This window comes from Sphingomonas sp. GlSt437 (assembly GCF_048015635.2).
Classification (GTDB): Bacteria; Pseudomonadota; Alphaproteobacteria; order Sphingomonadales; family Sphingomonadaceae; genus Sphingomonas.
In genome coordinates this window covers 1590655-1613895 of record NZ_JBPGYA010000001.1, presented here as the reverse complement: position 1 = coordinate 1613895, position 23241 = coordinate 1590655, and the positions used below count along the sequence as shown (strand labels likewise).

The following is a 23241-nucleotide window of genomic DNA, read 5'->3' as shown; positions in this document are numbered from 1 at the left end:
CCCTGCGCCCCTATGGATTTTCCGGCAGCGAATCGGTAGGAAGCCGCCTCATGATGGACTCGGGTCTGCCGCGCCTCGATTATGCGCGTGTGTTCAACCAGGCGATCGACCGGCTGCATGCCGAGGGCCGGTATCGCGTGTTCATCGATATCCTGCGCAACAAGGGCGCGTTTCCGAACGCGCGCTGCTTTGCGGGGCATAACGGGCCAAAGCCCGTCACCGTGTGGTGCTCGAACGATTATCTCGCGATGGGCCAGCACCCCAAGGTGATCGCGGCGATGGAGGAAGCGCTGCACGATGTCGGCGCCGGCAGCGGTGGCACGCGCAACATCGGCGGCAACACGCATTACCATGTCGATCTGGAAGCCGAGCTTGCCGATCTCCACGGCAAGCAAGGCGCGCTGATCTTCACCAGCGGCTATGTCTCCAACGACGCGACCTTGTCGACGCTCGGCAAAATTCTGCCCGGCTGCGTGATCTTCTCCGACGAGCTGAACCACGCCAGCATGATAGCCGGCATCCGTAATTCGGGCTGCGAGAAGCGCATTTTCCGCCACAACGACGTTGCGCATCTCGAAGAATTACTGGCGGCGGAAGACCCCGCGACGCCCAAGCTTATTGCGTTCGAGAGCGTCTATTCGATGGAAGGCGATGTTGCGCCGATCGCGGCGATCTGCGATCTCGCCGACAAATATAACGCGCTGACCTATCTCGATGAAGTCCACGCCGTCGGCATGTACGGCGCGCGCGGCGGCGGCGTTTCGGAACGCGACGAGGTCGCGCACCGGATCACGATCATCGAAGGAACGCTGGGCAAGGCGTTCGGGGTGATGGGCGGTTATATCGCCGCCGACCAGACGATCATCGACGTCATTCGCAGCTATGCCCCCGGCTTCATCTTCACGACCTCGCTGTCGCCGGTGCTCGTCGCCGGTGTGCTGGCGAGCGTGCGCCACCTGAAGGCGTCGAGCGTCGAGCGTGACGGGCAGCAGGCGGCAGCGGCGCGGCTGAAGGCGATGTTCGCCGATGCTGGGCTGCCAGTGATGATCGGTGACACGCACATCGTCCCACTGATGGTCGGCGATCCGGTGAAAGCCAAGAAGATCAGCGATATCCTGCTCGCTGAGTACGGGGTGTACGTCCAGCCGATCAATTACCCGACCGTCCCGCGCGGCACCGAGCGGCTGCGCTTTACTCCCGGGCCCGCGCACACCGAGGAAATGATGGTCGAACTGACCCAGGCGCTCGGCGAAATCTGGGGCCGGCTCGACTTGCGCCGCGCGGCCTGAGGAGGTGGCGCGCGCTTTCGCTGACCTCGTCGCTGGCGAAACCGACCCCTACGCCGATTGGAGCCTGCCCGGCTGGCTCTACACCGATCCGGAGTATTTCGAGGTCGAGATGGCGCGGGTCATCCGCCCGTCCTGGCAGATCGTCTGCCATGAAAGCGACATCGCGGACCCGGGAGATTGGCGCAGCATCGACTATATCGGCGAGAGCGTCATCGTCGTGCGCGGCGACGATGGTGCGGTGCGCGCCTTCGCCAATGTCTGCCGCCACCGCGCGATGCGGCTGGTCGAGGGGCATGCCGGCTGCGCGAAGAAGCTCGTCTGCCCCTATCACGCCTGGACTTACGAGCTGGACGGTCGCTTGTCGGGCGTGCCGATGCGGCGCGATTATCCGGCGCTGAAGCTGGAAGACAACGGCCTCGCCCCGGTGGAGGTCGAAATCTGGCGCGGGTTCGTGTTCGTGCGGCTGGAGGATGATGGCGGGCCGTCGGTCGCCGCGATGATGGCGCCATATGACGCCGAAATCGCGCCCTATCGCTTCGAGGAGATGCGGCGGATCAGCGATGTCCGGCTGCGCGAGCGCGCGGTCAACTGGAAGAATGTCGGCGATAATTATTCGGATAATCTCCACATCCCTGTCGCGCATCCCGGCCTGACGCGGCTGTTCGGCAAAAGCTATGCGATCGAGGCGCAGCCTTGGGTCGACAAGATGTCGGGCTATCTGCAGGACCGGCCGAGCGAGGATTTCTGGGAGCGTTTCTACCAGACGCATCTGCCCCATGCACCGCACCTGCCTGACGGAAACCAGCGGCTCTGGCTCTATTTCAAGCTGTGGCCCAATATCGCGTTCGACATCTATGCCGACCAGATCGACTTCATGCAGTGGTTGCCGCTGACGCCGACGACTTGCGTGCTGCGCGAAATGGCCTTCTCGCTGCCCGATGACCGCCGCGAGATGAAGCTCGTCCGCTATGCCAATTGGCGGATCAACCGCACCGTCAATACCGAGGATACCTGGCTGATCGAGCGGGTGCAGCAGGGCATGGCCTCGGCGACCTACACCGCCGGGCCGATCGGCGCGAGCGAAGTGTGCCTGCGCAGCTTCGCGCGCAAGATACGGGCGATCATCCCCGAAGCGCGCCAGCATCGCGCGCCGCCGCCGGGGTGGAGCCGGCGGGTGCGGGGGGCTTGATCCCCGCGTCGCCCCACCGAAAGCTGGGGCCGCTTGCAATTGATGCCCTGACCGGCCAACGACCCCAGCTTACGCTGGGGTGACATCCAAGAACTGGGTGGGGATAGAGACGGATGACCAAATCGTACGATGCGCTCATCATCGGCGGCGGGCATAACGGGTTGGTCTGCGCCTTTTATCTGGCCCGCGCGGGGCTGAAGGTGCGCGTGCTGGAGCGGCGCGATATCATCGGCGGCGCGTGCGTGACCGAGGAATTCCACCCGGGTTTTCGCAACTCGACCGCCAGCTACACCGTCAGCCTGCTCCGCCCCAAGGTGATCGCCGACATGAGGCTGCACGATCGCGGCTTCCGCATCATCGAGCGGACGATCAGCAATTTCTTCCCCTTTCCCGACACTTATTTGAAGCTCGGCGGCGGCACCGCGCGCACCCAGGCCGAATTCGCGCGGTTCAGCCAGAAGGATGCGGAGGCGTTTCCCGCCTACGGAGCAGCACTGGAGCGCGTGGCGGAAGTGCTGCGCGATCTGTCGCTCAAGACGCCGCCCAATGCCGGCGGCGGCATCCGCGCGCTGCTGAGTGCGGCGGCGCAAGGGCGGCGGCTTGCGGGAATGGACATCGAGGCGCAGCGCGACGTGCTCGCGATGTTCGTCAAATCGGCCCGCGAGTTTCTGGAAGGCTGGTATGAAGACGATCATGTCCGTTCCGCCTTCGCTTTCGACGCAGTGGTCGGCAATTTCGCGGGCGTGTCGACGCCCGGATCGGCCTATGTCCTGCTTCACCACGTGTTCGGCGAAGTGAACGGCAAGAAAGGCGCGTGGGGCCATTCGGTCGGCGGCATGGGCGCGATCACTCAGGCGATGGCTTCGGCGTGCCGCGACGCGGGCGTGGAGATCAGCCTGGAGACGCCGGTCGCGCAGCTGCTCGTCGATGGCGGCCGCGTCGCCGGCGTGCGGCTGGCAGGCGGCGAGGAAATCGCCGCGCCGCTGGTTGCTGCCAATGTCGGTCCGGCGCTGCTCTATCGCCAGCTGATCGCGGCCAATGATCTCGCACCCGATTTCCGCCGGGCGATGGACGGCTACAAGGCAGGATCGGGCACGTTCCGGATGAACGTTGCGCTGTCCGAGCTCCCCGACTTCACGGTACTGCCCGGCAAGGACAAGGCCGAGCACCACACCGCCGGCATCATCATCGCGCCGAGGATGGATTATATGGACCGGGCGTATGACGATGCCCGCGTCCATGGCTGGTCGAAGGCGCCGATTATCGAGATCAAAATCCCCTCGACCGTCGATGACAGCCTGGCGCCACCGGGCGCGCACGTCGCCAGCCTGTTTTGCCAGCAATTCGCGCCCGAGCTGCCCGGCGGGCAAAGCTGGGACGATGTGCGCGAGACCGTCGCTGATCACATTATCGACACCGTCACCCAGCATGCGCCCAATTTCAAAGCGGCGGTCATCGCGCGGCAAATCCATTCGCCGCTCGATCTCGAACGCAAATTCGGGCTGATCGGCGGCGACATCTTCCATGGCCGGATGAGCCTCGACCAGCTTTGGGCCGCGCGGCCAGTGCTGGGCCACGGCGATTATCGCGGGCCGATCAAGGGGCTCTACATGTGCGGATCGGGCACGCATCCCGGCGGCGGGGTGACCGGCGCGCCGGGGCATAATTGCGCGCACGAAATCCTACGTGACCGGTCGGTGCTGGGCAGATTATTCGGTTGATCAACCGGTAACCCGCCCATTTGCCTAGTCTGGCGCCCCGAAACCGCCGCCACCCGGCGTTTCGGTAACGAAGATGTCGCCGGGCGCCATGGCAGTGCTTGCGGCCGAGGCAAGCATCTCAACCCGGCCGTCGACCCGCTCGACCCATGACCGACCCGGCGCGCCATTCTCGCCGCCCTCAAGGCCGAACGGCGCGACGCGACGCCGATTGGCGAGGATCGTCGCGGTCATCGGCGCCAGGAAGCGGATGCGCCGCCGTACGCCATCGCCGCCCGGCTGCGCACCCGCGCCCCCCGAGCCGCGACGGATCGCAAATTCCTCGATCAGCACGGGGAAGCGCTGCTCGATCACTTCGGGATCGGTCATCCGGCTGTTGGTCATGTGCGTCTGCACCGCCGAGGCACCGGGGAAATCGGGACCCGCTCCGGCGCCGCCGGCGACCGTCTCGTAATATTGCCGCTCGCCGTCGCCGAAGGTGAAGTTGTTCATCGTGCCCTGCGCCGCGGCCATCGCGCCGAACGCGCCAAACAACGCGTCGGTAACGACCTGGCTCGTCTCAACATTGCCCGCCACCACCGCCGCCGGCCAGCGCGGGTTGAGCAGGCAGTCCTCGGGCAGGCGAATATCGAACGGCACCAGACAGCCATCGTTGAGCGGAATCGCCTCGTCGACCATCACGCGGATGACATAAAGCAGCGCCGCCCGCGCGATCGACGAGGGTGCGTTGAAATTGTCGTCGCGCTGCGAGCTGGTGCCGGTAAAATCGACGACCGCACTGCGCCGCGCGCGATCGACCGTAACGCTGACCGCGACGACCGCGCCATTGTCCATCTCGTAGCGGAATGCGCCGTCATCGAGCCGCGCCAGCAACCGGCGGACCATCTCCTCCGCATTGGCGCGAACGTGACGCATATAGGCATGGACGACGGCGAGGCCATGCTCGTCGACCGCCGCGCGCAACGCCTCGGCACCACGCGCGCAGGCGGCGATCTGGGCGCGGATGTCGCCGACATTCTGGTCAGGATTGCGCGCCGGCCATGCGCCCGAGCCGAGCAGATCGCGCAACGCCGCCTCGTCCAACCGCCCGGCATCGACGAGCCGCAAATCGCGGATCAGCACGCCCTCATCCTCGATCCGGCGACTGTCGGCCGGCATCGATCCCGGCGTCAAACCGCCGATATCGGCCTGGTGCCCGCGCGCGGCGACGTAAAAGTCGGGCTCAGAGCCATCGACGAAAACCGGCATGATGACGGTCACGTCGGGCAGGTGGGTGCCACCCTGATAGGGGTCGTTATGCGCAAAAACATCGCCCGGCCGCATCGTGCCTGAGCGGCTGGTGATGATGGCGCGGATGCTCTCCCCCATCGAGCCCAGATGAACGGGCATGTGCGGCGCGTTGGCGATCAGCTGGCCATCGGCATCGAACAGCGCGCAGCTGAAATCCAGCCGTTCCTTGATGTTGACCGACCAGGCGGTCTGCTGCAGCGCAACCCCCATCTGCTCGGCAATACTCATGAACAGATTGGCGAACAGCTCGAGCCGCACCGGATCGACCTCGGTGCCGGCGGCAGCACGGCGGGCGCGCGGCGCCGTGCGATCGAGCATCAGATTGGCATCGGCATCGATCCGCGCCGACCAGCCGGGAGCGACGAAGGTGGTGCCCGAGGCATCGACGATCACGGCGGGTCCCTCGACCGACCAGCCACCGGGGAGGGTCGCCCGGTCGAACAGCGGCGCGGGAACGGCGCCAGCATCGCTCTGCAGGGTCATCGGGACGGCGTCCGGGCGCCCGGTGCCGGTCACAAACCGCGCTTCCGCCGCCGCCGATTGCCCGATCGCCTCGGCCTCGCCCGCTTCGACGATGATCGCCACGCCCGGCTCGGCAAAGCCGAAGCGCGCGGCGTGGGCACGCGTGAAGCGGTCGACCAGCGTGTCGTACGGCGCGGCATCGATTGTCAGCGTCGTATCGGCATTGGCGTAGCGCAGCCGCAGGCGGCGCTCAATGCGGTCAAGCGCGACGCCTTCGCTCGCCAAGGCGGCGGCGGCTTCTGCCGCCAGCGCGTCGAGCACCGCCATCACCTCGCGTTCCGACGCCGGCGGCAAGGCAATCGCGCGCTCGCGGATCACGCGGTGCGCCGCCAGCCCCATGCCGAACGCCGACAGCACCCCGGCGAGCGGGTGGATCATCACGCGATCGATGCCAAGGATATCGGCGATCGCGCAGGCATGCTGACCACCTGCGCCGCCAAAGCTCGCCAGCGCATAGCGCGCCAGATCATGCCCGCGCGCGACCGAAATGGTGCGGATCGCGCTCGCCATCGCGTCGTTGGCGATCTCGATGAAGCCCGCGGCGAGCCGCTCGGGTGTCGAGCCCACCTCGGCCGCCAGCGCCGCAAATTTCTCGCGGACGACATCGGCATCGATCGGCTGGTCGCCATTGGGGCCGAACAGCGCCGGGAAATGATCCGGCTGCAACCGCCCGAGGAGCAGGTTGCAATCGGTGATCGTCAGCGGCCCGCCGCGCCGATAACAGGCCGGTCCCGGATCAGCGCCTGCCGAATGCGGGCCGACGCGCAGCCGCATCCCATCGAACCAGCAGACCGAGCCGCCGCCTGCCGCGACGGTTTCGATCTGCAGCATCGGCGCGCGTACGCGTAAGCCGGCGACGACGGCCTCGCCGGTGCGCTCATAATCGCCGGCGAAGTGCGACACATCGGTCGAGGTGCCACCCATGTCGAAGCCGATGACGCGATCGATGCCGGCGAGCCGTGCCGTTTCCGCCATGCCGACGATCCCGCCCGCCGGGCCGGACAGGATCGCATCCTTGCCGCGAAAGCTGGCCGCGCCGCACAGGCCGCCATTCGATTGCATGAACAACAGCTCGGTATCGCCCAGTGCACCCGCAACGCACTGCACATAACGATCGAGCACGGGCGACAGATACGCGTCGACGACGCTCGTCTCGCCGCGACCGACCAGCTTGACGAGCGGTGTCACTTCATGGCTGACCGAGATTTGAATAAAGCCGATCTCGCGCGCCATTGCCGCCAGCCGCGCCTCGTGCGCAGTGTAGCGGTAGCCGTGCATCAGCACGATCGCGATCGAGCGAAAACCTTGGGCGAAAGCCTTCGCCAGCGCGGCGCGGGCCGCCTGCTCGTCGAGCGGACGGAGCACTTCGCCGGTCGCCGTTACCCGTTCGTCGATCTCGACAATAGCGGCATAGGCCTGTTCGGGCAGCACGATGTGCTTGGCGAAAATCTCCGGTCGCGCCTGATGGCCGATGCGCAACGCATCGCCAAAGCCGCGCGTGATCGCGAGCAGCGTCGGCTCGCCCTTGCGCTCGAGCAATGCATTGGTGGCGACGGTGGTCCCCATCCTGACCGTCTCGACATCGGCCAGCGTTGCGCCGTGCGCCGCCGTCAGCCGCATGATCCCTTCGATCACGGCATCGGCATAGCGCGCATCTTGGGAGAGCAGCTTGGCGGTCACGATGCTGCCATCGGGTCGGCGCGCGACGAGATCGGTGAAGGTGCCGCCGCGATCGACCCAGAATTGCCAGCCCCGCTGCGTCATCGCCGCGTCCTTCGCAGAAATTTGGGCGCGATGTAAGAGCCGCTGGCGCCGGGTCGCTTGGCTGGTTAGGCTCGCGTCATGGGGCGCACCATGCCAGGCCGGATCGACCGCTAGATGCTCGTGCTGAGCGGCATCGCCGTCATCGTGCTCGGCTTCCTGTTGCGCTTCAATCCGCTGCTCGTGGTGGCGCTGTCAGCGCTGGTGACGGGCCTGGCCGCCGGGCTCGACCCGCTGAAAATCCTCGCCGTCTTCGGCAAGGCGTTCAATGACAACCGCTTCGTAACGGTGATCTATCTCGTCCTGCCGATCATCGGGCTGCTCGAACGCAATGGCCTGCGCGCGCAGGCAGCACAGCTCGTCGAGCGGATGCGCGGGGCAAAACCGGGGCGGCTGCTGATCGCCTATCTCGCTTTTCGCCAGATCACCGCGGCGCTGGGGCTGACGGCGATTGCGGGCCACGCGCAGACCGTCCGCCCGCTGGTCGCGCCGATGGCCGAGGCCGCCGACAGCGACCGGCAGCACGCGCCGGAAGAGTTGCGCGCGCTGGCAGCGGCGACCGACAATATCGGGCTGTTCTTCGGCGAGGACATCTTCATCGCGATCGGCTCTATCCTGCTGATGAAAGGCGTGCTCCAGGGCTATGGCATCGCGGTCGAGCCGTTCCAGCTTTCCGCCTGGGCGATCCCGACCGCAATCGCGGCACTCGTGATCCACGCGACGCGGCTGTGGCTGCTCGATCGTCGGGCGGCGCGACGATGATCGGGCTCAATCTCGTTTATCCCGTCACGGCAGTGATGTTCCTGGCGTTCGCGGTGCTTGGGTTTGCCGAGCGGCGCTGGCGCAATGGCCTGTTTCACCTGCTGCTCGCGATCAGTTTCGCGCTTGGTGACGTGCTCGGCGATGTCGGCAATGGCGTGCTGGTCGTGGCGATCGTCCTTATCGTGGCGTCGGGTAGACTGGCCTCGCGCCAAGCCGACGGTGGCGCGGCCATCGCGCCACGCGGTGCGTGGCTGTTCGCCCCGGCTTTGCTGATTCCGGCGGTCGCGATCATCGGCACGCTCGCTTTCAAGCAGCTGCCCGCGATCATCGATCCCAAACAGGCAACGCTGGTCGCCGTCGTTCTCGGCGCGCTGCTCGCGCTTGGCGTCTGTTATTGGTGGCTTAGGCCCGGCCTCGTCGCGCCATTCCGCGAGGGGCTGAGGATGATTGACGATATCGGCGCGGTCGTCGTGCTGCCGCAGATGCTGGCAAGCCTGGGAGCGGTGTTCGCGCTCGCCAAACTGGGTGATGTCGTCGGTGGGCTTGCCGGGCACATCATTCCTGCCGGCAATGTGCTCGGCGCGGTCGTCGGCTATGGGTTCGGTATGGCGCTGCTGACGATGGTGACCGGCAATGCCTTCGCCGCCTTTCCGGTGATGGCGACCGCGATCGCGCTGCCGCTGCTGATCCACGGCCATGGCGCCGATCCGGCGCGGGTCGCGGCGATCGGCATGCTGGCGGGGTTCTGCGGCACGTTGATGACGCCGATGGCGGCGAACTTCAATCTGGTGCCGGCGGCACTGCTCAACCTGCCCAACCGCTACGGGGTCATCCGCGCGCAGATTCCGACGGCGCTGCTGCTGCTCGCCTTCAACATCGCGCTGCTCTGGCTGGTGATCCGATGACCGAACTCGATGCCGCCCTCGCCGAGCGCTTCGCGACGCTGACGCTCGGCCATCTCGGCCAGGAATATCCGCACAAGCTCGATCACGTGATGAACGGACCAGAGGATGCGGCAACGCCGGCTGCGCTCCACCCGATCTTTTTCGGCAGTTTTGATTGGCACAGCTGCGTCCATGGCTGGTGGCAAGTGCTACGGCTGGCGCGGCTCTACCCGCACAATCCATCGGCGGCAGTGGTCCGCGCCCGCGCTGACGCGATGCTGACGCCAGCCAAGGTTGTGGCGGAAGTCGCTTACCTCCAGCGCCCGGGCAGCGCGGGGTTCGAGCGGCCTTATGGCTGGGCCTGGGCACTCGCGCTGCACGGCGAGGCGGCGAGGCACGAGGCACCGTGGGGGGCCGCACTCGCGCCATTGGCCGAGGCATTCGCGACGCGCTTCAAAACATTCCTCCCCAAGCTGACCTATCCGATCCGTACCGGCACCCATGGCAACACTGCCTTCGCGCTGCTGCTCGCGCTGGATTGGGCGCGGGCGCACGATGCCGATCTGGAACGGCTGATCGAGGCTCGGGCGCGCGACTGGTTCCTTGGCGATGCAGGCTGTCAGGCATGGGAGCCGGGCGGCGACGAATTCCTTTCGCCGTCGTTGATCGAGGCGGCACTGATGAGCCGGGTGCTGGGCGAGAGCGATTTTGCGACCTGGTTCGCCGCGTTTTTGCCCGAGCTTGCGAGCGGCAAGCCGGCCACCCTCTTCACCCCCGCCACGGTATCCGATCGCAGCGACGGCAAGATCGCGCACTTGGATGGCCTCAATCTCAGCCGCGCCTGGTGCTGGCGGCTTGTCGCGAGCGCGCTCGGCCGCGATTACCCGATCAGCGCGGTCGCCATGGATGCAGCCACCCGCCACATCGCGGCGAGCCTACCGCACATTGCCGATGATTATATGGGCACGCACTGGCTGGCGAGCTTCGCGCTGCTCGCGCTGCTCGCGCTGGCGGCGGGCGAGGGTTAACTCGCTCCGTCCAATCCCTAAAGGAGAGGTTCCGGAGGGTTCTGTTGCCCGGCCCCTCCGGCAGCCGCTGGAATCCACTTCTGTTGCCCGGTGTGGCCCGAACCGCGCTTTTGTCTGACTAACCTAGTCCGTGAGGACTTGGGTTAGGCCGCAATCGCGAGCGCCTCGTTATCGTTGGCACTTGTGTATGGGCCGTCACGGTGGTCCCATTCCGAGCAAAAGACAGCGCCGTTCAACACACGTCGATCCTGGTTCGGCCCCATCAGCTGAGCCGCTCGGCCGGCACGCTTCACGCGTGCTGGCCAACCGGCTTACCTGGTGGAGCCGCCGGGTACTGCCCCCGGGTCCGCTGCGCCTAGTTCGCGCCGCCGTTTATCGCCATAGCCGGGCGAACCCGGCAACTTGGTTATATAGGCGCGGGGAAATTAATGAAAAGCCCGCCTTTCGCTCGCCACATTAAGCGTGCATAGGGTGTTCCACTATGTTGACACAGCGTTCCCGTTACGCGCTGCGCGCGATGTTGTTTCTGGCGCAAACCCCCAAAGGGGCCGATCCCATCCCGATGACGCGGATCGCGCGCGAGGCAAACGTGCCGAAGAAGTTCCTTGAGCTCATTCTGGCGGATCTGCGCGAAGCGGGCTTCCTGATCAGCCATCGCGGCAAGCTGGGCGGCTACACATTGTCCCGCCCCAAGCACTTGATTTCGCTGGGCGAGATCATCCGCGTCATCGAAGGGCCGCTGGCGCTCGTGCCATGCGTCAGCCGCACGGCGTACAAACGCTGTGCGGATTGCCATGACGAAGCGAGCTGCGCGATCCGCCACGCCATGATGCGCGTGCGCGACGAGACCGCCCGAATCCTTGATGGCACCAGCCTGGCCGATGCCACAGCCGAGGATCTGGCGGCAGCCTGATCGCCTTTCAGCCGCGCGGCGCTGTCAACGCATCCCTGATTTCACGCAGCAGCACCACGTCAGCGGGCTCGGGTGCCGGCGCGGCCGCCTCGGGCTCGGGCTTGGTCATGCCGCGATTGGCGGCGCGGACGAGCAGGAAGATGATGAAGGCGATGATGACAAAGTTGACCGCCTGAGTCACGAACTCGCCATAGCCGAGCAACGGCACGCCCGCCTTCTTGAGCGCGGCATAATCGCTCAGCGAGCCCTTATAGCTTCCCGGCACCGGCCCCATCACGACGAAATAGCTGGAAAAATCGAGCCCACCGAACAGCTTGCCGATCACCGGCATGATGATGTCATCGGTCAGTGAGGTCACGATCTTGCCGAAGGCGGCACCGATGATGACCGCCACAGCGAGGTCCAGCACGTTGCCGCGACTGATAAATGCGCGAAACTCCTTGAACATCCCCGCTGTCCTCCTCATGTAACACACCGGTCCGGCGTGAACCCCTTGCCGAATTGGCTTTGGCGAGTGTTCCTCTCCGGGCTAAAAGGGTCAAGGGCCATCGGGCCGGAACGATCTTGGTTGGAGGGAAATCGATGAAGCTTCGTTTGCCGCTCGCGCTTGCCGGTGCTGCTGCCTTGTCCGGCTGCGGCCTCAACAGCGTGCCGACCGCCGAGGAGAATGTGAAAGCGCGCTGGGCCGATGTGCAGGCCGATTATCAGCGCCGCGCCGATCTGATCCCCAATCTCGTCGCAACGGTCAAAGGCTCGGTCCAGGGCGAAGACAAGGTGCTGACCGACGTGATGAACGCGCGCGCCAAGGCAACGCAGGTCACCGTGAACGCCGGCGACCTGACTGATGCCGCCAAGGTGCAGCAATTCGCCCAGGCACAGGGCCAGCTCAACGGTTCGCTCAGCCGGTTGCTCGCCGTTTCAGAACGCTACCCCGACGTGAAGAGCCAGGAAAATTTCAAAACCCTGATGAGCCAGCTCGAAGGCACCGAGAACCGCGTGACCATCGCCATCCGGGATTACAACACCGCGGTGCAGGAGTATAACACCCGCATCCGCACCTTCCCCGACGCGATCGGCGCCAAGATCTTTTACGGCGCCAAGCCCTATACCCCCTATGCTGCGACGACTCCGGGCGCCGAGAACGCCCCGACCGTCAGCTTCGGAAACAGCTTCTGATCCGGCTGCTTGCCTTGCTGTGGGCGGTGCTGTTCGCCAGCACCCTTCACGCGCAGACCTTCCCGCCGCTCTCCGGCCGGGTGGTCGATGCTGCGCATGTGCTGAACGATGCGCAGGTCGCGCAGCTCGCCGCGCTGTCGTCCGAGGTGGAGCAGGCGTCATCCCGCCAGCTTGTCGTGGCGACGATTCCCGATCTGCAGGGCAATGAGATCGAGGATTATGGCTACAAGCTCGGCCGCGCCTGGGGCATCGGCCAAAAGGGCGCGAACAACGGCATCATCCTGATCGTCGCGCCCAAGGAGCATAAGGTGCGGATCGAGGTCGGCTATGGTCTTGAGCCGATCATGACCGACGCCTTGTCGAACCAGATCATCAGCGAGGCGATCGTGCCGCGCTTCAAGGCAGGCGACATGCCCGGCGGCATCATTGCCGGCGCGCAGGCGATTGCCGATCAGCTGAAGGCCCCGCCCGAAGCCGCCGAGCAGAAAGCGCTCGCAGCGGGCAAGGCGCGGCGCCACCATGGCGACAATCCGGCGGGTGCGATCGTCGTGCTCGTCATTATGATCCTGCTGTTCGTCGTTCTGCCGATGATCTTCCGCCGTGCCGGCGGCCGGCGCTATTATGGCGGCGGCGGCATTCCTCCGGTTATCCTATGGGGCGGTGGTGGCGGCTCGGGCTGGGGGAGCGGCGGCGGCTCGGATTGGGGCGGCGGCGGTGGTGGCGGCTTTTCCGGCGGCGGCGGGTCGTTCGGCGGCGGCGGCGCGTCGGGGAGCTGGTGATGGCACGCATCCTGGGCCTGACCGACGCGGAGCGCGATCTGGTGACGATGGCGGTCACCGACGCCGAGAAGACCACCGATGGCGAAATCGTGACCGTCGTCGCCCGCCGGTCAGACAGCTATGCCGATGCCGCGCTCCACTGGGCCGTGCTGGCGATGCTCGCCGTTGCCGCAGTGGCAGCGGCGTTTCCGGTGCTGCTCGAAACGCTCGCTTATCCCACTGGCGACAACTGGGGCACCGCGCCGTCGCTCGCGCGGCTGATCTTTGCCTTGTTGATCGCGATGATCGTCGCGTTTCTCGCGGTTCGGTATGCGCTGGAATATCGGCCGTTGCGGCTCGCACTGACACCCCATGCCACGCGGGTGCGGCGCGTCCGCCGGCGCGCGCTCGAAGTGTTCCACCTCGGCACCGAGGCGCGGACCAAAGGCCGGGTGGGCGTGCTGCTTTACCTCTCGCTCGACGAGCGCCGCGCTGAAATCGTCGCCGACGAAGCGATCCACGCTCAAGTCGCTGACGAGGAATGGGGCAAGGCAATGGCGACGCTGCTCGAGCATGTCCGCGCCGGCAAGCCGGGCGAGGGGATGGCAGCGGCGGTGGCGGCGATCGGCGTCGTGCTTGCCCGACATCTGCCGAAAACGACTGATGACAGCAACGAGCTCCCCGATCGCGTGATCGAATTGTGAGCGGACCCGGTCAATGAGCGTGCCCGACCAGGACGCGCCGCTGGAAGTGATGTGGCAAGGCCGCTTCATCACGGCGCAGCGGCGCGGGCGCTGGGAGTTTGTCAGCCGGGCGCGCGGCATTCGCGCGGCCGTGATACTGGCGGTGGAGGACGGCCATGTCCTTTTGGTCGAGCAATATCGCGTGCCGCTTGGCCGCCGCTGTCTCGAGCTTCCCGCCGGGCTGATCGGTGACGAAGGCGACGCCGACGAAGCGGCCGAAACCGCCGCCGCGCGCGAGCTGGAAGAGGAAACCGGCTACCGTGCGAGCCGGATCGAAAGCCTGGGCGAGTTCTTCTCGTCGCCGGGCATGGTGTCGGAGAGCTTCACCTTGGTCCGCGCCACCGGCCTGACGCGGGTGAGCGAGGGCGGCGGCGCGGGTGATGAGGACATCACCGTCCATCGCGTGGTGCTGACCGATGTCACTGACTTTATCGCCGTCACGCGCGCCGCAGGTGTCGCGATCGACGTCAAGCTGCTCGCCTTGCTCGGTGCGGGGTTCCTCGCCGGCGCTTAGCAGCGTCGCAGAATTGCGCCTTGACTTGGCTGGAGCAACGCAGGACCTCCAACCCCATGCAAAAGCTGGCCGAATATGAAGCGGTGGACGACGCGGCGTTCGCGGCGATCCGGGCGGCGGCGGAGCCGGCCGTGCTGCGCGGGCTGGTCGCGGATTGGCCGGTGGTGGCATCGGGTCTGGCGGGGGCACTCGGGCCCTATCTGTCCGCGATGGCGACTGATCAGCCAGTGCCGATGGTGCGCGCTACAGCTGCCGAGCAGGGTCGGCTCCATTATGATGCCGCGCTCACTGGCCCCAATTTCGCGCGCGAACCCACGACGATCGCGCGCTTCTTTGCCAAGGTCGGCCGCCAGACGGACGCGAGCGCGCCGGACACGCTGGCAATCCAGGCGATTCCGGCAGGGCTTCTGCCCGGCTTCAGCGAGACCAACCCGCTGCCGCTTCGCGCCGTCGCCGTCGAGCCGCGTTTGTGGCTCGGCACGGCCGCCGTGGTCGCGACGCATCATGATCAGGTCGAAAATGTCGCATGCGTCGCCGCCGGGCACCGCCGTTTCACGCTGTTCGCGCCCGAGCAGGTGAGCAACCTCTATATGGGGCCATTCCATATCACGCCGGCAGGTACGGCGGTCAGCATGGCGCATGTGACCGCGCCCGACCTCGATCGCTACCCGCGCTTTGCGGACGCGCTTGCCGAGGCGCGCCAGGCAGATTTGGCGCCGGGCGATGCGATCTACATCCCCTATGGCTGGTACCACCATGTCGAAGCGCTTTCGCCCATCAACCTGCTCGTCAATTACTGGTGGAACCCAGCGCGGCCTGATCTGGGATCGCCTTGGGACGCGATGATGCACGGCATGGCGGCGCTGCGCCATCTGCCGCCCGACCAGCGCCGATCATGGCGCGCGATGTTCGATCATTATGTTTTTGCGGCGGGGGGCGATCCCGCCGCGCATCTGCCGCCCGCGGCGCGCGGCATTTTGGGCGCGGAAAGCGCGGAGGATCTGGCGACGATGCGCCGCTCAATTGTGGCAGCGCTGCAGCGGACCAAGCCTTGAGCGCGACCTAGCGGAAATTGTCGGCGTAGGCCTGGAGCTTCAACGTCTTGGTCGGCGCGGGGATGACATGCGCGTCAATGCCTTCCCGCGCCGCATAAGCGAGCGCGGCCTCGGCGGTGGGGAAGCTCAGCCGCACCTGCTCGCGCGTATCGCCGCTGCCCGCCCAGCCGGTGAGCGGATCAGGGCGCTTGGCCTCGGCAGGCTCGAACTCGAGCACCCATTGGTTGGTGCGGGCCCGGCCCGACTGCATGGCGTTCTTTGGGCGTTGGTAGATGCGCGCGCTGGTCATGGGCGTGCTCTTTATCGCAAGCCTTTGGCGCGCGCATCCGCATTTTTGGTGCGGAGCGTCGCGGATGCGTTGGCGGGATCGTCGGGCCACGGGTGGCGCGGGTAGCGGCCGCGCATTTCCTTGGCGACCGCTGCCCAACTGCCCGCCCAGAAGCCAGGCAGATCGCGCGTCGTCTGGATGGGCCGCCCCGCCGGGGAGGTTAGGCTCAGCACCAGCGGCACGCGGCCATCGGCGACCATCGGGTGGCGCGTCATGCCGAACAAGGCTTGCGGGCGCAGTTCCACCGTTGGGCCTCCTTCAGCTGTGTAATCGATCGCGTGACTGCTGCCGGCCGGCGTCTCGAGCCGCGCGGGGGCCAGCCGGTCGAGCGCGCGCATCCCCTCCCAGCCGATCAGCCCGCGCAGCGCCTCGGCAAGCGCGGCGGCGTCGATCTGGTCGAGCCGACGCTTGCCGGTGACGAGCGGCGGCAGCCACTCGTCGAGTCGCGCGAGCAGCGCGGGGTCGTCGAGCGCGACCTCCGGTCCGCCATGCGCCGCGACGAACGCCGCGCGAGCACGCAGCGCGGTTGCCGCCTCGCCCCAGGGCACCAGGTCGAGGCCATGGCTACGGACGCCGTCCACCAATGCTTCGGCGATCTCGGTCGCGCTCGCTTCCGCATCCGGCCCGCCCGACAAGCGGATCGCGCCCAGCCGCCGCTCGCGTTCAGCTTTCACGCTGCCCGTGGTTCGATCAAAGCTGACATGGCGGCGCGTTTCGATGCGGTCGGCAAAGAGCGCGTCCACCTCGGCCACCTCGATCGGCGCGGCGGACAGGATGCGCGCGCCCGCCGCCATGCCCTGCGTCTCCGCGACCGCCAGCCATTCGGCGCGCGCCAGCGACGAAGTCGGATCGAGCCGGAACCCCCGCCCACCGACCGACGCCCAAGTCTCGCCTGTGGGGTCGCGTCGCCGGGCAACACGATCGGGGAAAGCGAGGGCGATGCAGTTCGGGAGCTTCGCCGCCGCATCTGCCCCAGGCGACCGGCTGCTCGGCGCTGGTTCTCCAAGCAACGCCAGCCAGCGCCTCGCCAAGCCACGCGCGGCTTCCGCCTTGCTCCCCCGCTCCTGCCGCCAGCGCCGGAGCCGCGTTTCGAGATCGGGGTCATTGCCGCCGAGCCCGCGCTCCTGCAGCAGCACCGCGACTTCCGCCGCGACCCCGACGAAGCCGCGCTTGGCCGCTTCGACCAGCATGTGCGCGAGGCGCGGCGGCAGTGGCAACCGCGCAATCGCCTCGCCATGCGCGGTCACGCGACCATCGGCATCGATCGCGCCTAGAGCAAGGAGTCGGCCGCGTGCCTCCGCCACCGCGGCCTCAGGCGGCGGATCGAGCCAGGCAAGGCGGCGCGGATCGGTGACGCCCCAGCGCGCGCAATCGAGCGTGAGGCCGGAGAGATCGGCTTCGAGGATTTCGGTCGGGTCGAAGCGCGGCAGCCCGGCGGTCGCCGCTTCGGGCCACAAGCGATAAGCGACGCCCGGGCCCTGTCGCGCCGCGCGGCCGGCGCGCTGCGTAACGGCGGCTTGGCTGGCACGCTCGGTCACCAGGCGGGTCATCCCCGCCGCGCGATCATAGCGCGGGCGCCGTGCCAGCCCCGAATCGACCACCACGCTGATCCCGTCGAGCGTCAGGCTCGTCTCGGCGATCGAGGTGGCGAGCACGATCTTGCGCCACCCTTGTGGATCAGGGGCGATCGCGGCGCGCTGCTCGGCGGGGTCGAGGCTGCCGTGCAGGCGATGGAGGACGATGGCATCGCTCAGCCCCGTCAGCCGCTCCGCCGTGCGCTCGATTTCGGCCACGCCGGGCAGAAAGGCGAGCACGCCCCCACTTGTCTCGCGCAGCGCCTGGCGGATGGCGCCGGCGACAGCGTCCTCGATCCGGGCATCGGCGCTACGATCGAGATGGCGCAGCTCGAGCGGCCAAGCCCGCCCGGCGCTCTCGATCACCGGCGCGCTACCGAGCAGCTTGGCAAAGCGCGCGCCATCGAGCGTGGCCGACATCGCCACCAGCCGCAAGTCCGACCGCAAGCCGCCTTGCGCGTCGACCGCTAATGCCAGCCCGAAATCGCTCTCCAGCCCGCGCTCATGCACTTCGTCGAACAGCACTGCCGAGACGCCGGCGAGCTCGGGATCGGCTTGCAAGCGATTGACGAAAATGCCGTCCGTCATGACGGTCACGCGCGTCGCGGCGGAGCGGCGCGTGTCCATGCGGGTCGCGTAGCCGAAGGTGCGACCGACCGGCTCCCCGGCCAATGCCGCCATCCGCTCGGCCGCTGCCCGTGCGGCAAGGCGGCGCGGGCTGAGCAGCAACACTTCGCCGGTGCACCAGGGCTCAGCGATCAGCGCCGGCGCGACCGCCGTCGTCTTGCCCGCCCCCGGCGGCGCGACGAGCACCGCGCTCGACCCGGCGCGCAGGGCGGCAAGCAGATCGGGCAGCACGGCGTTGATCGGCAGCTCGGTCGGTGTCATCACCTGTCGCTAGGGGCGATGGCCGGCGCCAGGCAAGCCCTGTTGGCGCGGATCACCACGTCCTAGTATCACCCAAGGGCAAGGTGATAAGCGCGCTGAGGCCCTTGAGTCGCACAACTGGAGTTTCGCTTGCCGCCGCACGATCACGCTGCTCACCATGGCCATCATCACGGGCATGACCATGGCACGCATGACCATGGGCACAGCCACGGGCATAGCCATGGCATCGGCCATCACCATGTCCACGCGCCCGCCTCGTTCGGCCGCGCCTTCGCGATCGGCATCACGCTCAATCTGGGCTTCGTGCTGGTTGAGGCAGGGGTAGGGCTGTGGGCGCAATCGGTGGCGCTGCTGGCGGATGCGGGGCATAATCTGTCGGACGTGCTGGGCCTCGCGATTGCCTGGGGCGGCATGGCGCTGTCGCGCGCGGCACCGTCCAAGCGCTTCACTTATGGACTGTCGGGCTCGACCATCCTCGCCGCGCTGCTCAACGCGCTGATCCTGCTGTTCGCGCTTGGCGCGATCGCACTGGAGGCGATCCAGCGGATCGGCGCGCCGGCGGCGGTGCCGGGGCAGGTGGTGGCGATCGTGGCGGCGGCAGGCATCGTCATCAACCTCTCGACCGCGCTGCTGTTCGCGCGCGGCCGCGACGGCGATATCAACATTCGCGGCGCTTATCTCCACATGGCGGGTGACGCGGCAGTGTCGGCGGGTGTGCTGGTCGCGGGCGTCATCATCTGGCGGACAGGCCTCGCCTGGATCGACCCGATCGTCAGCCTCGCGATCGTCGCGCTGATCTTTTGGCAGACCTGGGGATTGTTGCGCGAGGCGATCGAGATGTCGCTGTTCGCGGTGCCGCGGCGGTTGGAATATGATGCGATCATCGCGGCGCTGAAGGGGCTGGAGGGCGTGGAGGCCGTGCACGACCTTCATGTCTGGCCGATGAGCACGACCGACGCCGTACTGACGACGCATCTGCTGATGCCGGCGGGCCACCCGGGCGACGCGTTTCTGGCGACGACCCAGGCAATGCTGCACGACCGCTTCCAGATCGGCCACGCGACGATCCAGATCGAAACGACACCCGATTGCGCGCTGCAAGGCGGCTGCGCGTAGCCAATCGTACCCGTCACCCGGCCTTGAGCCGGGGTCCCGCTTCGTCTTCGCTTCGGTTAGATAGCGAGGCCCCGGGCCAAACCCGGGGAGAAGCTGGCAAAAACAGAGCGCTCAATACGCCCGCGCGATCGCGAACTGCACCGCCTCGACCATCGCCGCTTTCGCCTGGCTGTTGCCGAAGCCACCCAGCGCGTCGATCGCGCGCTGGCCGTAATGGCGCGCACGCGCCAGCGTGTCGTCGATCGCGCGCGTCTCGCGAATCAGGTGCACGGCATGGGCGAGGTCGTCATCGCTCGATCGCCGCCCTTCCATCGCTTCCTTCCAGAACGCCTTGTCGGTCTCTCCCCCGCGCGCCTGTGCCAGGATGACCGGCAGCGTCACCTTGCCGTCACGGAAGTCGTCGCCGGCGTCCTTGCCCATCGTGCCGGCGTCCGAGACATAATCGATCGCGTCATCGACCAGCTGAAACGCAATGCCGAGATTGCGGCCATAGGCGTCGAGCGCTTGCTCCTCGCCATCGGGCCGTTCCGCCACCACCGCGGCGATGCGGCACGCGGCGGCAAACAGCGCAGCGGTCTTGGCGCCGATAATGTCGAGATAGCGCTCTTCGGTCGTCTCGATGCGGCGTTGCGCGGTCAGCTGGTTGACTTCGCCCTCGGCGATGACGGCGCTGGCATGGCTCAGAATACGGAGCACTTTCAGGCTGCCATCCTCGACCATCAGCTCGAAGGCGCGGCTGAACAGGAAATCGCCGACCAGCACCGTCGCGGGATTGCCCCAGATGGTGTTGGCAGTGCGCCGCCCGCGCCTCAAATCCGATCCGTCGACGACATCGTCGTGGAGCAGCGTCGCGGTGTGGATGAACTCGACCGCCGCCGCCAGGCCATGCTGGCGCGTGCCGGTATAGCCGAGCAATGCCGCGCTCGCGAGCGTCAGCATCGGCCGCATCCGCTTGCCGCCGCCGGCAATCAGATGCCCGGCAAGCTCGGGGATCAGCGGGATCTGCGACTGCATGCGGTCGAGAATCACCGCATTGACCTGATTCATCCCCGGCGCGACCAGCGCCACCATCGCGTCAAGCGACGGCGGCGGACGATTGTCGAGACGATGGACGGTCGCGGTCATGACGCGCGCGATGTGGCGGTTCGGGCGGCCAAAGGCAAGAGCGCGCGCGTCCGAACGGGGTTGCGCGGGACGCCGAGCATACTCAAAAGAACGGCAGGGCGAGCAAGCCCGGTCGGCAAGGGGCGATGAGCGATGCAGGATAATGTGCTGGGCAGCTATCGCCAGAGCATCGACAATATCGATGCTGCCTTGGTGTTCATGCTTGCCGAACGCTTCAAAATCACCCAGGCGGTTGGCCGCTACAAGGCCGAGCACGGCCTGCCGCCTGCCGACCCGGCGCGCGAGGACGAACAAATTGCCCGCCTGCGCACGCTGGCGCGGGATGCCGACCTCGACCCCGATTTCAGCGAGAAATTCCTGCGCTTCATCATCGACGAAGTGATTCGCCACCATGAGAAAGTGCGGGGGTAGGCGCCTGGCGTGCCCTAAAGCATCCCAATCTGCTTCAACCATTGCTCGACCAGCATCGGCCATTGCCCGACCGGCTCGGCCTTGCGGCGCAGCGCAAAGGCATGGCCGCCATGCGCGAACAAATGCAGCTCAGTCGACACCCCCACGCGGTCGAGTGCCTGCGCGTATGACAGGCTGTTGCACACCGGGTCGGTCGCATCATCCCATGCCTGCGCGATGAACGTCGGTGGGGCTTCTTTCACGACCGTCAGCGTTGGGTCGAACGCGCCCTTGTCGCGGCAGATATGGCCGGGATAGAGCGCAACGGCGAAGTCGGGTCGGCTGCTGATCCGGTCGATAGCGTCGACCGGCTTATACGTCGGTTTCAGGATGTTGCTGGTCTGCGCGACAAGATAACCCCCGGCGGAAAAGCCCATCACACCGATGCGATGCGGATCGATGCCAAGCTCACCTGCCTTGGCGCGCACCAGCCGGATGGTGCGCTGCGCATCCTGCAGCGCGCGCGGAATTTTTGGCGTAATCCGGCGCTTCAGCCGGTCGTCATAATAATCGTTGCCGCCGGGTGCGCGGTATTTGGAGACGATGCAGGTGATGCCCCTGGTCGTCAGCCAATCGCAGATTTCGGTGCCCTCGAGCGTGATGAACACCATCTGAAAACCACCGCCGGGAAAGACGATCACCGCCGTGCCATTGCCGCGCCCCTTGGGCGGGATGATCGTCATCGTCGGCACGGCGATGTCGAGGACCGCTTCAGACTTGCCGCCATATTCGGGCGGCTCCTTATAGGTTCGCACGGTTTCCGGCGGCTGCGACATCAGCGTGCCGTCAGGCGCGGCGCCGGGCCAGATCGGCAGCTGGCGCAGCCCGGGAGCGGGCTGCCAGACACCGACTGTGTTGACCGGCCCATCCGATGCAGGAGGCTCTGCCACGGAGGACGTGCAGGCGTTAGCGATGAGCGCCAGCGCGGCCAGCAAGAGCAAGCGACTCAAGGATTATCTCCGGCTATGGCGCCACCATCTAGCGTCGCCGGGCCGCGTGCAAGCGCCAGCGTAACGTTATGCCGGCCGCCCCAGCCCCCGCGCCTCGCTGACCTGCCACGCTACCACCACCGGCACCCCCACCGCGATATCGCGCGCGCGCTTGACAAGGCTGAGCGCAAGGCCTGCCGCCGGCGACAGGCCAAAGAGCGGCCCGAGCAGCGCATAAGCGGCTTCCTGCACGCCGACGCCGCCGGGGATGGCAAAGGCGACAGTGCGCAGGGTGAAGATGAGCGATTCGATCGTCAGCACACTCGTGACGGGCAGGCGGTGCCCCATGATCGCGAGCGCCACCCAAGCGCCAAAGGCCGACAGCACCCAAGCGATGAGGTGAAGCAGGAAAGCGATGATGACGCGCGCCGGGCGGGCATAAATCGCGTCGAGCTCATCGCGCAGCGCCGCCATCGTCGCGATGCTCCCAGGCAGCAGCCGACCGGCGAGCCCCTGCGCCATCTTGAGCACTGGCCGCTGCGCAAAAGCGAAGCCCGCCATGATCGCCGCGAGCACCGCCGTGCCCCCGAGCACCATCGGCAGCATGCTCGGGCCATGGCCACCGCTCGCCAGCGCGACGCTCAGCATCGCGACGCCGAACAGCGTGAAGGCGAGTTGCGCGGCAAGCTCGGTCGTCTGGTCGGCGATCAGCGAGGCATAGACAAGGCTATCGCGAATGCCGCCACTGATCGCCGCCCGCGCGCCGATGACGAGGCCGCCGAATTGCGAGAAGGGCAGCACATCTGTCGCGCCCTCACGCGCCGCCCGCGCCCAGGCGAAGGAGGCGAGCTTTTGACGCGGCACCCCCGGGGCAACCGCGAGCCATGCACCGCCAAGGATGACGAGGCAGGCGGCAGTGAAGCCGATCATCACCGCAAACCCCGCGACGCCGATGCTGGCGACGCCCTGCGCCACCTCGGCAAAGCCCGTGCGGCCGATGAACCACAGCGCGACCGCGAGGCCAATGGCAGTAAGGAGGAGAGCGAGGTATTTCAGCATGGCGGTTATGCGCCGCGCCCTCTCCTCTCCCCTTGAGGGAGAGGAGAGCGCAGCTTGGCGCTGCAAGCGCTTAGCGTAGCTTGGTGAGGGGGACTCACACGGTCGATAGCGCGGGATCCACCCCTCACCCAGCTCCGACTAGGCAGCAAGCTGCCAAGTCTGCGCAACCC

At 66.9% G+C, this 23241-nt stretch carries 21 protein-coding genes and 1 other RNA gene; 14 read left to right on the top strand and 8 right to left on the bottom strand.

The features are described 5' to 3' along the window. Window positions 1-50: 50 nt before the first annotated feature. The 3 genes from hemA (at window position 51) to ACLB0R_RS07935 (ending at window position 4199) form a co-directional block, all read left to right on the top strand. The gene (gene hemA / locus ACLB0R_RS07945) at window positions 51-1289 is read left to right on the top strand and encodes a 5-aminolevulinate synthase (protein WP_416642728.1); all 1239 of its coding nucleotides are present in this window, start codon (window positions 51-53) and stop codon (window positions 1287-1289) included. 4 nt (window positions 1290-1293) lie between these two features. Next, a complete protein-coding gene (locus ACLB0R_RS07940; protein ID WP_416642727.1) occupies window positions 1294-2478 on the top strand; it encodes an aromatic ring-hydroxylating oxygenase subunit alpha in 1185 nt (394 codons plus the stop codon). A 113-nt stretch (window positions 2479-2591) separates the two neighbouring features. Further along, window positions 2592-4199: a phytoene desaturase family protein gene (locus ACLB0R_RS07935; protein WP_416642726.1), complete on the top strand. Its 1608-nt coding sequence runs from the start codon at window positions 2592-2594 to the stop codon at window positions 4197-4199. A 24-nt stretch (window positions 4200-4223) separates the two neighbouring features. On the opposite strand, the gene ACLB0R_RS07930 is transcribed toward ACLB0R_RS07935, so the two are convergent. Then, window positions 4224-7772: a hydantoinase B/oxoprolinase family protein gene (locus ACLB0R_RS07930; protein WP_416642725.1), complete on the bottom strand. Its 3549-nt coding sequence runs from the start codon at window positions 7770-7772 to the stop codon at window positions 4224-4226. Window positions 7773-7886: 114 nt separating this feature from the next. Between ACLB0R_RS07930 and ACLB0R_RS07925 the strand changes: the two genes are divergently transcribed. The 3 genes from ACLB0R_RS07925 to ACLB0R_RS07915 are packed head-to-tail and all read left to right on the top strand — an operon-like array spanning window position 7887 to window position 10443. Next, window positions 7887-8531 carry a DUF969 domain-containing protein gene (locus ACLB0R_RS07925; protein ID WP_416642724.1) on the top strand — a complete coding sequence of 215 codons (645 nt, stop codon included), beginning with the start codon at window positions 7887-7889 and terminating at the stop codon, window positions 8529-8531. Continuing rightward, window positions 8528-9436, top strand: a complete 909-nt coding sequence (locus ACLB0R_RS07920) for a 5-oxoproline transporter, DUF979 family subunit (RefSeq protein ID WP_416643040.1) — start codon at window positions 8528-8530, stop codon at window positions 9434-9436. Before ACLB0R_RS07925 ends, ACLB0R_RS07920 begins: the two co-directional genes overlap by 4 nt. Then, window positions 9433-10443, top strand: coding sequence for a DUF2891 domain-containing protein (locus tag ACLB0R_RS07915; protein ID WP_416642723.1), 1011 nt, complete (start codon window positions 9433-9435; stop codon window positions 10441-10443). Before ACLB0R_RS07920 ends, ACLB0R_RS07915 begins: the two co-directional genes overlap by 4 nt. A 69-nt stretch (window positions 10444-10512) precedes the next feature. Here the strand turns inward: ACLB0R_RS07915 and ssrA are convergent. Continuing rightward, window positions 10513-10881, bottom strand: a transfer-messenger RNA (tmRNA) gene (gene ssrA / locus ACLB0R_RS07910). A gap of 43 nt (window positions 10882-10924) precedes the next feature. On the opposite strand from ssrA, the gene ACLB0R_RS07905 reads away from it, so the two are divergent. Beyond that, window positions 10925-11356 carry an RrF2 family transcriptional regulator gene (locus tag ACLB0R_RS07905; protein WP_416642722.1) on the top strand — a complete coding sequence of 144 codons (432 nt, stop codon included), beginning with the start codon at window positions 10925-10927 and terminating at the stop codon, window positions 11354-11356. Between the two features lie 7 nt (window positions 11357-11363). Here the strand turns inward: ACLB0R_RS07905 and mscL are convergent, their stop codons facing one another. Continuing rightward, the gene (gene mscL / locus ACLB0R_RS07900) at window positions 11364-11804 is read right to left on the bottom strand and encodes a large conductance mechanosensitive channel protein MscL (RefSeq protein ID WP_416642721.1); all 441 of its coding nucleotides are present in this window, start codon (window positions 11802-11804) and stop codon (window positions 11364-11366) included. 134 nt (window positions 11805-11938) lie between these two features. Here mscL and ACLB0R_RS07895 point away from each other — a divergent pair, with 134 nt between their 5' ends. Genes ACLB0R_RS07895 through ACLB0R_RS07875 form a run of 5 tightly spaced genes read left to right on the top strand, consistent with a single transcriptional unit; the run spans window position 11939 to window position 15602 of the window. Further along, window positions 11939-12532 (top strand): LemA family protein, encoded by a 594-nt coding sequence (locus ACLB0R_RS07895; RefSeq protein WP_416642720.1) that lies wholly within the window; start codon window positions 11939-11941, stop codon window positions 12530-12532. Between the two features lie 26 nt (window positions 12533-12558). Continuing rightward, window positions 12559-13311 carry a TPM domain-containing protein gene (locus tag ACLB0R_RS07890; RefSeq protein WP_434953813.1) on the top strand — a complete coding sequence of 251 codons (753 nt, stop codon included), beginning with the start codon at window positions 12559-12561 and terminating at the stop codon, window positions 13309-13311. After that, window positions 13311-13994, top strand: a complete 684-nt coding sequence (locus ACLB0R_RS07885; protein ID WP_416642718.1) for a TPM domain-containing protein — start codon at window positions 13311-13313, stop codon at window positions 13992-13994. The genes ACLB0R_RS07890 and ACLB0R_RS07885 overlap by 1 nt, the downstream gene beginning before the upstream one ends. 13 nt (window positions 13995-14007) lie before the next feature. Further along, entirely contained in the window at window positions 14008-14547 is a 540-nt protein-coding gene (locus tag ACLB0R_RS07880) for an NUDIX hydrolase (protein WP_416642717.1), read from the top strand. 56 nt (window positions 14548-14603) lie between these two features. Next, the gene (locus ACLB0R_RS07875; protein ID WP_416642716.1) at window positions 14604-15602 is read left to right on the top strand and encodes a cupin-like domain-containing protein; all 999 of its coding nucleotides are present in this window, start codon (window positions 14604-14606) and stop codon (window positions 15600-15602) included. Between the two features lie 7 nt (window positions 15603-15609). Here ACLB0R_RS07875 and ACLB0R_RS07870 read toward each other — a convergent pair whose 3' ends face one another. After that, window positions 15610-15891, bottom strand: a complete 282-nt coding sequence (locus ACLB0R_RS07870; protein WP_416642715.1) for an NADH dehydrogenase ubiquinone Fe-S protein 4 — start codon at window positions 15889-15891, stop codon at window positions 15610-15612. Between the two features lie 11 nt (window positions 15892-15902). Further along, a complete protein-coding gene (gene hrpB / locus ACLB0R_RS07865) occupies window positions 15903-18392 on the bottom strand; it encodes an ATP-dependent helicase HrpB (protein WP_416642714.1) in 2490 nt (829 codons plus the stop codon). A gap of 129 nt (window positions 18393-18521) precedes the next feature. Between hrpB and ACLB0R_RS07860 the strand changes: the two genes are divergently transcribed. Beyond that, window positions 18522-19508, top strand: coding sequence for a cation diffusion facilitator family transporter (locus ACLB0R_RS07860; RefSeq protein ID WP_416642713.1), 987 nt, complete (start codon window positions 18522-18524; stop codon window positions 19506-19508). 111 nt (window positions 19509-19619) lie between these two features. Here the strand turns inward: ACLB0R_RS07860 and ACLB0R_RS07855 are convergent, their stop codons facing one another. Next, window positions 19620-20633 (bottom strand): polyprenyl synthetase family protein, encoded by a 1014-nt coding sequence (locus tag ACLB0R_RS07855; protein ID WP_416642712.1) that lies wholly within the window; start codon window positions 20631-20633, stop codon window positions 19620-19622. A 132-nt stretch (window positions 20634-20765) separates the two neighbouring features. On the opposite strand from ACLB0R_RS07855, the gene ACLB0R_RS07850 reads away from it, so the two are divergent. Next, window positions 20766-21044 carry a chorismate mutase gene (locus tag ACLB0R_RS07850; protein ID WP_416642711.1) on the top strand — a complete coding sequence of 93 codons (279 nt, stop codon included), beginning with the start codon at window positions 20766-20768 and terminating at the stop codon, window positions 21042-21044. 14 nt (window positions 21045-21058) lie between these two features. Here the strand turns inward: ACLB0R_RS07850 and ACLB0R_RS07845 are convergent, their stop codons facing one another. Together ACLB0R_RS07845 and ACLB0R_RS07840 are read right to left on the bottom strand one after the other, a co-directional pair. After that, window positions 21059-22033: an alpha/beta hydrolase gene (locus ACLB0R_RS07845; RefSeq protein ID WP_416642710.1), complete on the bottom strand. Its 975-nt coding sequence runs from the start codon at window positions 22031-22033 to the stop codon at window positions 21059-21061. Between the two features lie 66 nt (window positions 22034-22099). Continuing rightward, on the bottom strand, window positions 22100-23071 hold the full coding sequence (locus tag ACLB0R_RS07840) for a lysylphosphatidylglycerol synthase domain-containing protein (protein WP_416642709.1): 972 nt from the start codon (window positions 23069-23071) through the stop codon (window positions 22100-22102). Window positions 23072-23241 lie beyond the last annotated feature (170 nt).

Bases quoted from the DNA above. Each gene is read 5' to 3' on its own strand.
- hemA (WP_416642728.1), top strand. From the start codon at position 51: ATGATGGACTCGGGTCTGCCGCGCCTCGATTATGCGCGTGTGTTCAAC.
- ACLB0R_RS07935 (WP_416642726.1), top strand. From the start codon at position 2,592: ATGACCAAATCGTACGATGCGCTCATCATCGGCGGCGGGCATAACGGG.
- ACLB0R_RS07930 (WP_416642725.1), bottom strand. From the start codon at position 7,772: ATGACGCAGCGGGGCTGGCAATTCTGGGTCGATCGCGGCGGCACCTTC.
- ACLB0R_RS07925 (WP_416642724.1), top strand. From the start codon at position 7,887: ATGCTCGTGCTGAGCGGCATCGCCGTCATCGTGCTCGGCTTCCTGTTG.
- ACLB0R_RS07920 (WP_416643040.1), top strand. From the start codon at position 8,528: ATGATCGGGCTCAATCTCGTTTATCCCGTCACGGCAGTGATGTTCCTG.
- ACLB0R_RS07915 (WP_416642723.1), top strand. From the start codon at position 9,433: ATGACCGAACTCGATGCCGCCCTCGCCGAGCGCTTCGCGACGCTGACG.
- ACLB0R_RS07905 (WP_416642722.1), top strand. From the start codon at position 10,925: ATGTTGACACAGCGTTCCCGTTACGCGCTGCGCGCGATGTTGTTTCTG.
- mscL (WP_416642721.1), bottom strand. From the start codon at position 11,804: ATGTTCAAGGAGTTTCGCGCATTTATCAGTCGCGGCAACGTGCTGGAC.
- ACLB0R_RS07895 (WP_416642720.1), top strand. From the start codon at position 11,939: ATGAAGCTTCGTTTGCCGCTCGCGCTTGCCGGTGCTGCTGCCTTGTCC.
- ACLB0R_RS07885 (WP_416642718.1), top strand. From the start codon at position 13,311: ATGGCACGCATCCTGGGCCTGACCGACGCGGAGCGCGATCTGGTGACG.
- ACLB0R_RS07880 (WP_416642717.1), top strand. From the start codon at position 14,008: ATGAGCGTGCCCGACCAGGACGCGCCGCTGGAAGTGATGTGGCAAGGC.
- ACLB0R_RS07875 (WP_416642716.1), top strand. From the start codon at position 14,604: ATGCAAAAGCTGGCCGAATATGAAGCGGTGGACGACGCGGCGTTCGCG.
- ACLB0R_RS07870 (WP_416642715.1), bottom strand. From the start codon at position 15,891: ATGACCAGCGCGCGCATCTACCAACGCCCAAAGAACGCCATGCAGTCG.
- hrpB (WP_416642714.1), bottom strand. From the start codon at position 18,392: ATGACACCGACCGAGCTGCCGATCAACGCCGTGCTGCCCGATCTGCTT.
- ACLB0R_RS07855 (WP_416642712.1), bottom strand. From the start codon at position 20,633: ATGACCGCGACCGTCCATCGTCTCGACAATCGTCCGCCGCCGTCGCTT.
- ACLB0R_RS07850 (WP_416642711.1), top strand. From the start codon at position 20,766: ATGCAGGATAATGTGCTGGGCAGCTATCGCCAGAGCATCGACAATATC.
- ACLB0R_RS07840 (WP_416642709.1), bottom strand. From the start codon at position 23,071: ATGCTGAAATACCTCGCTCTCCTCCTTACTGCCATTGGCCTCGCGGTC.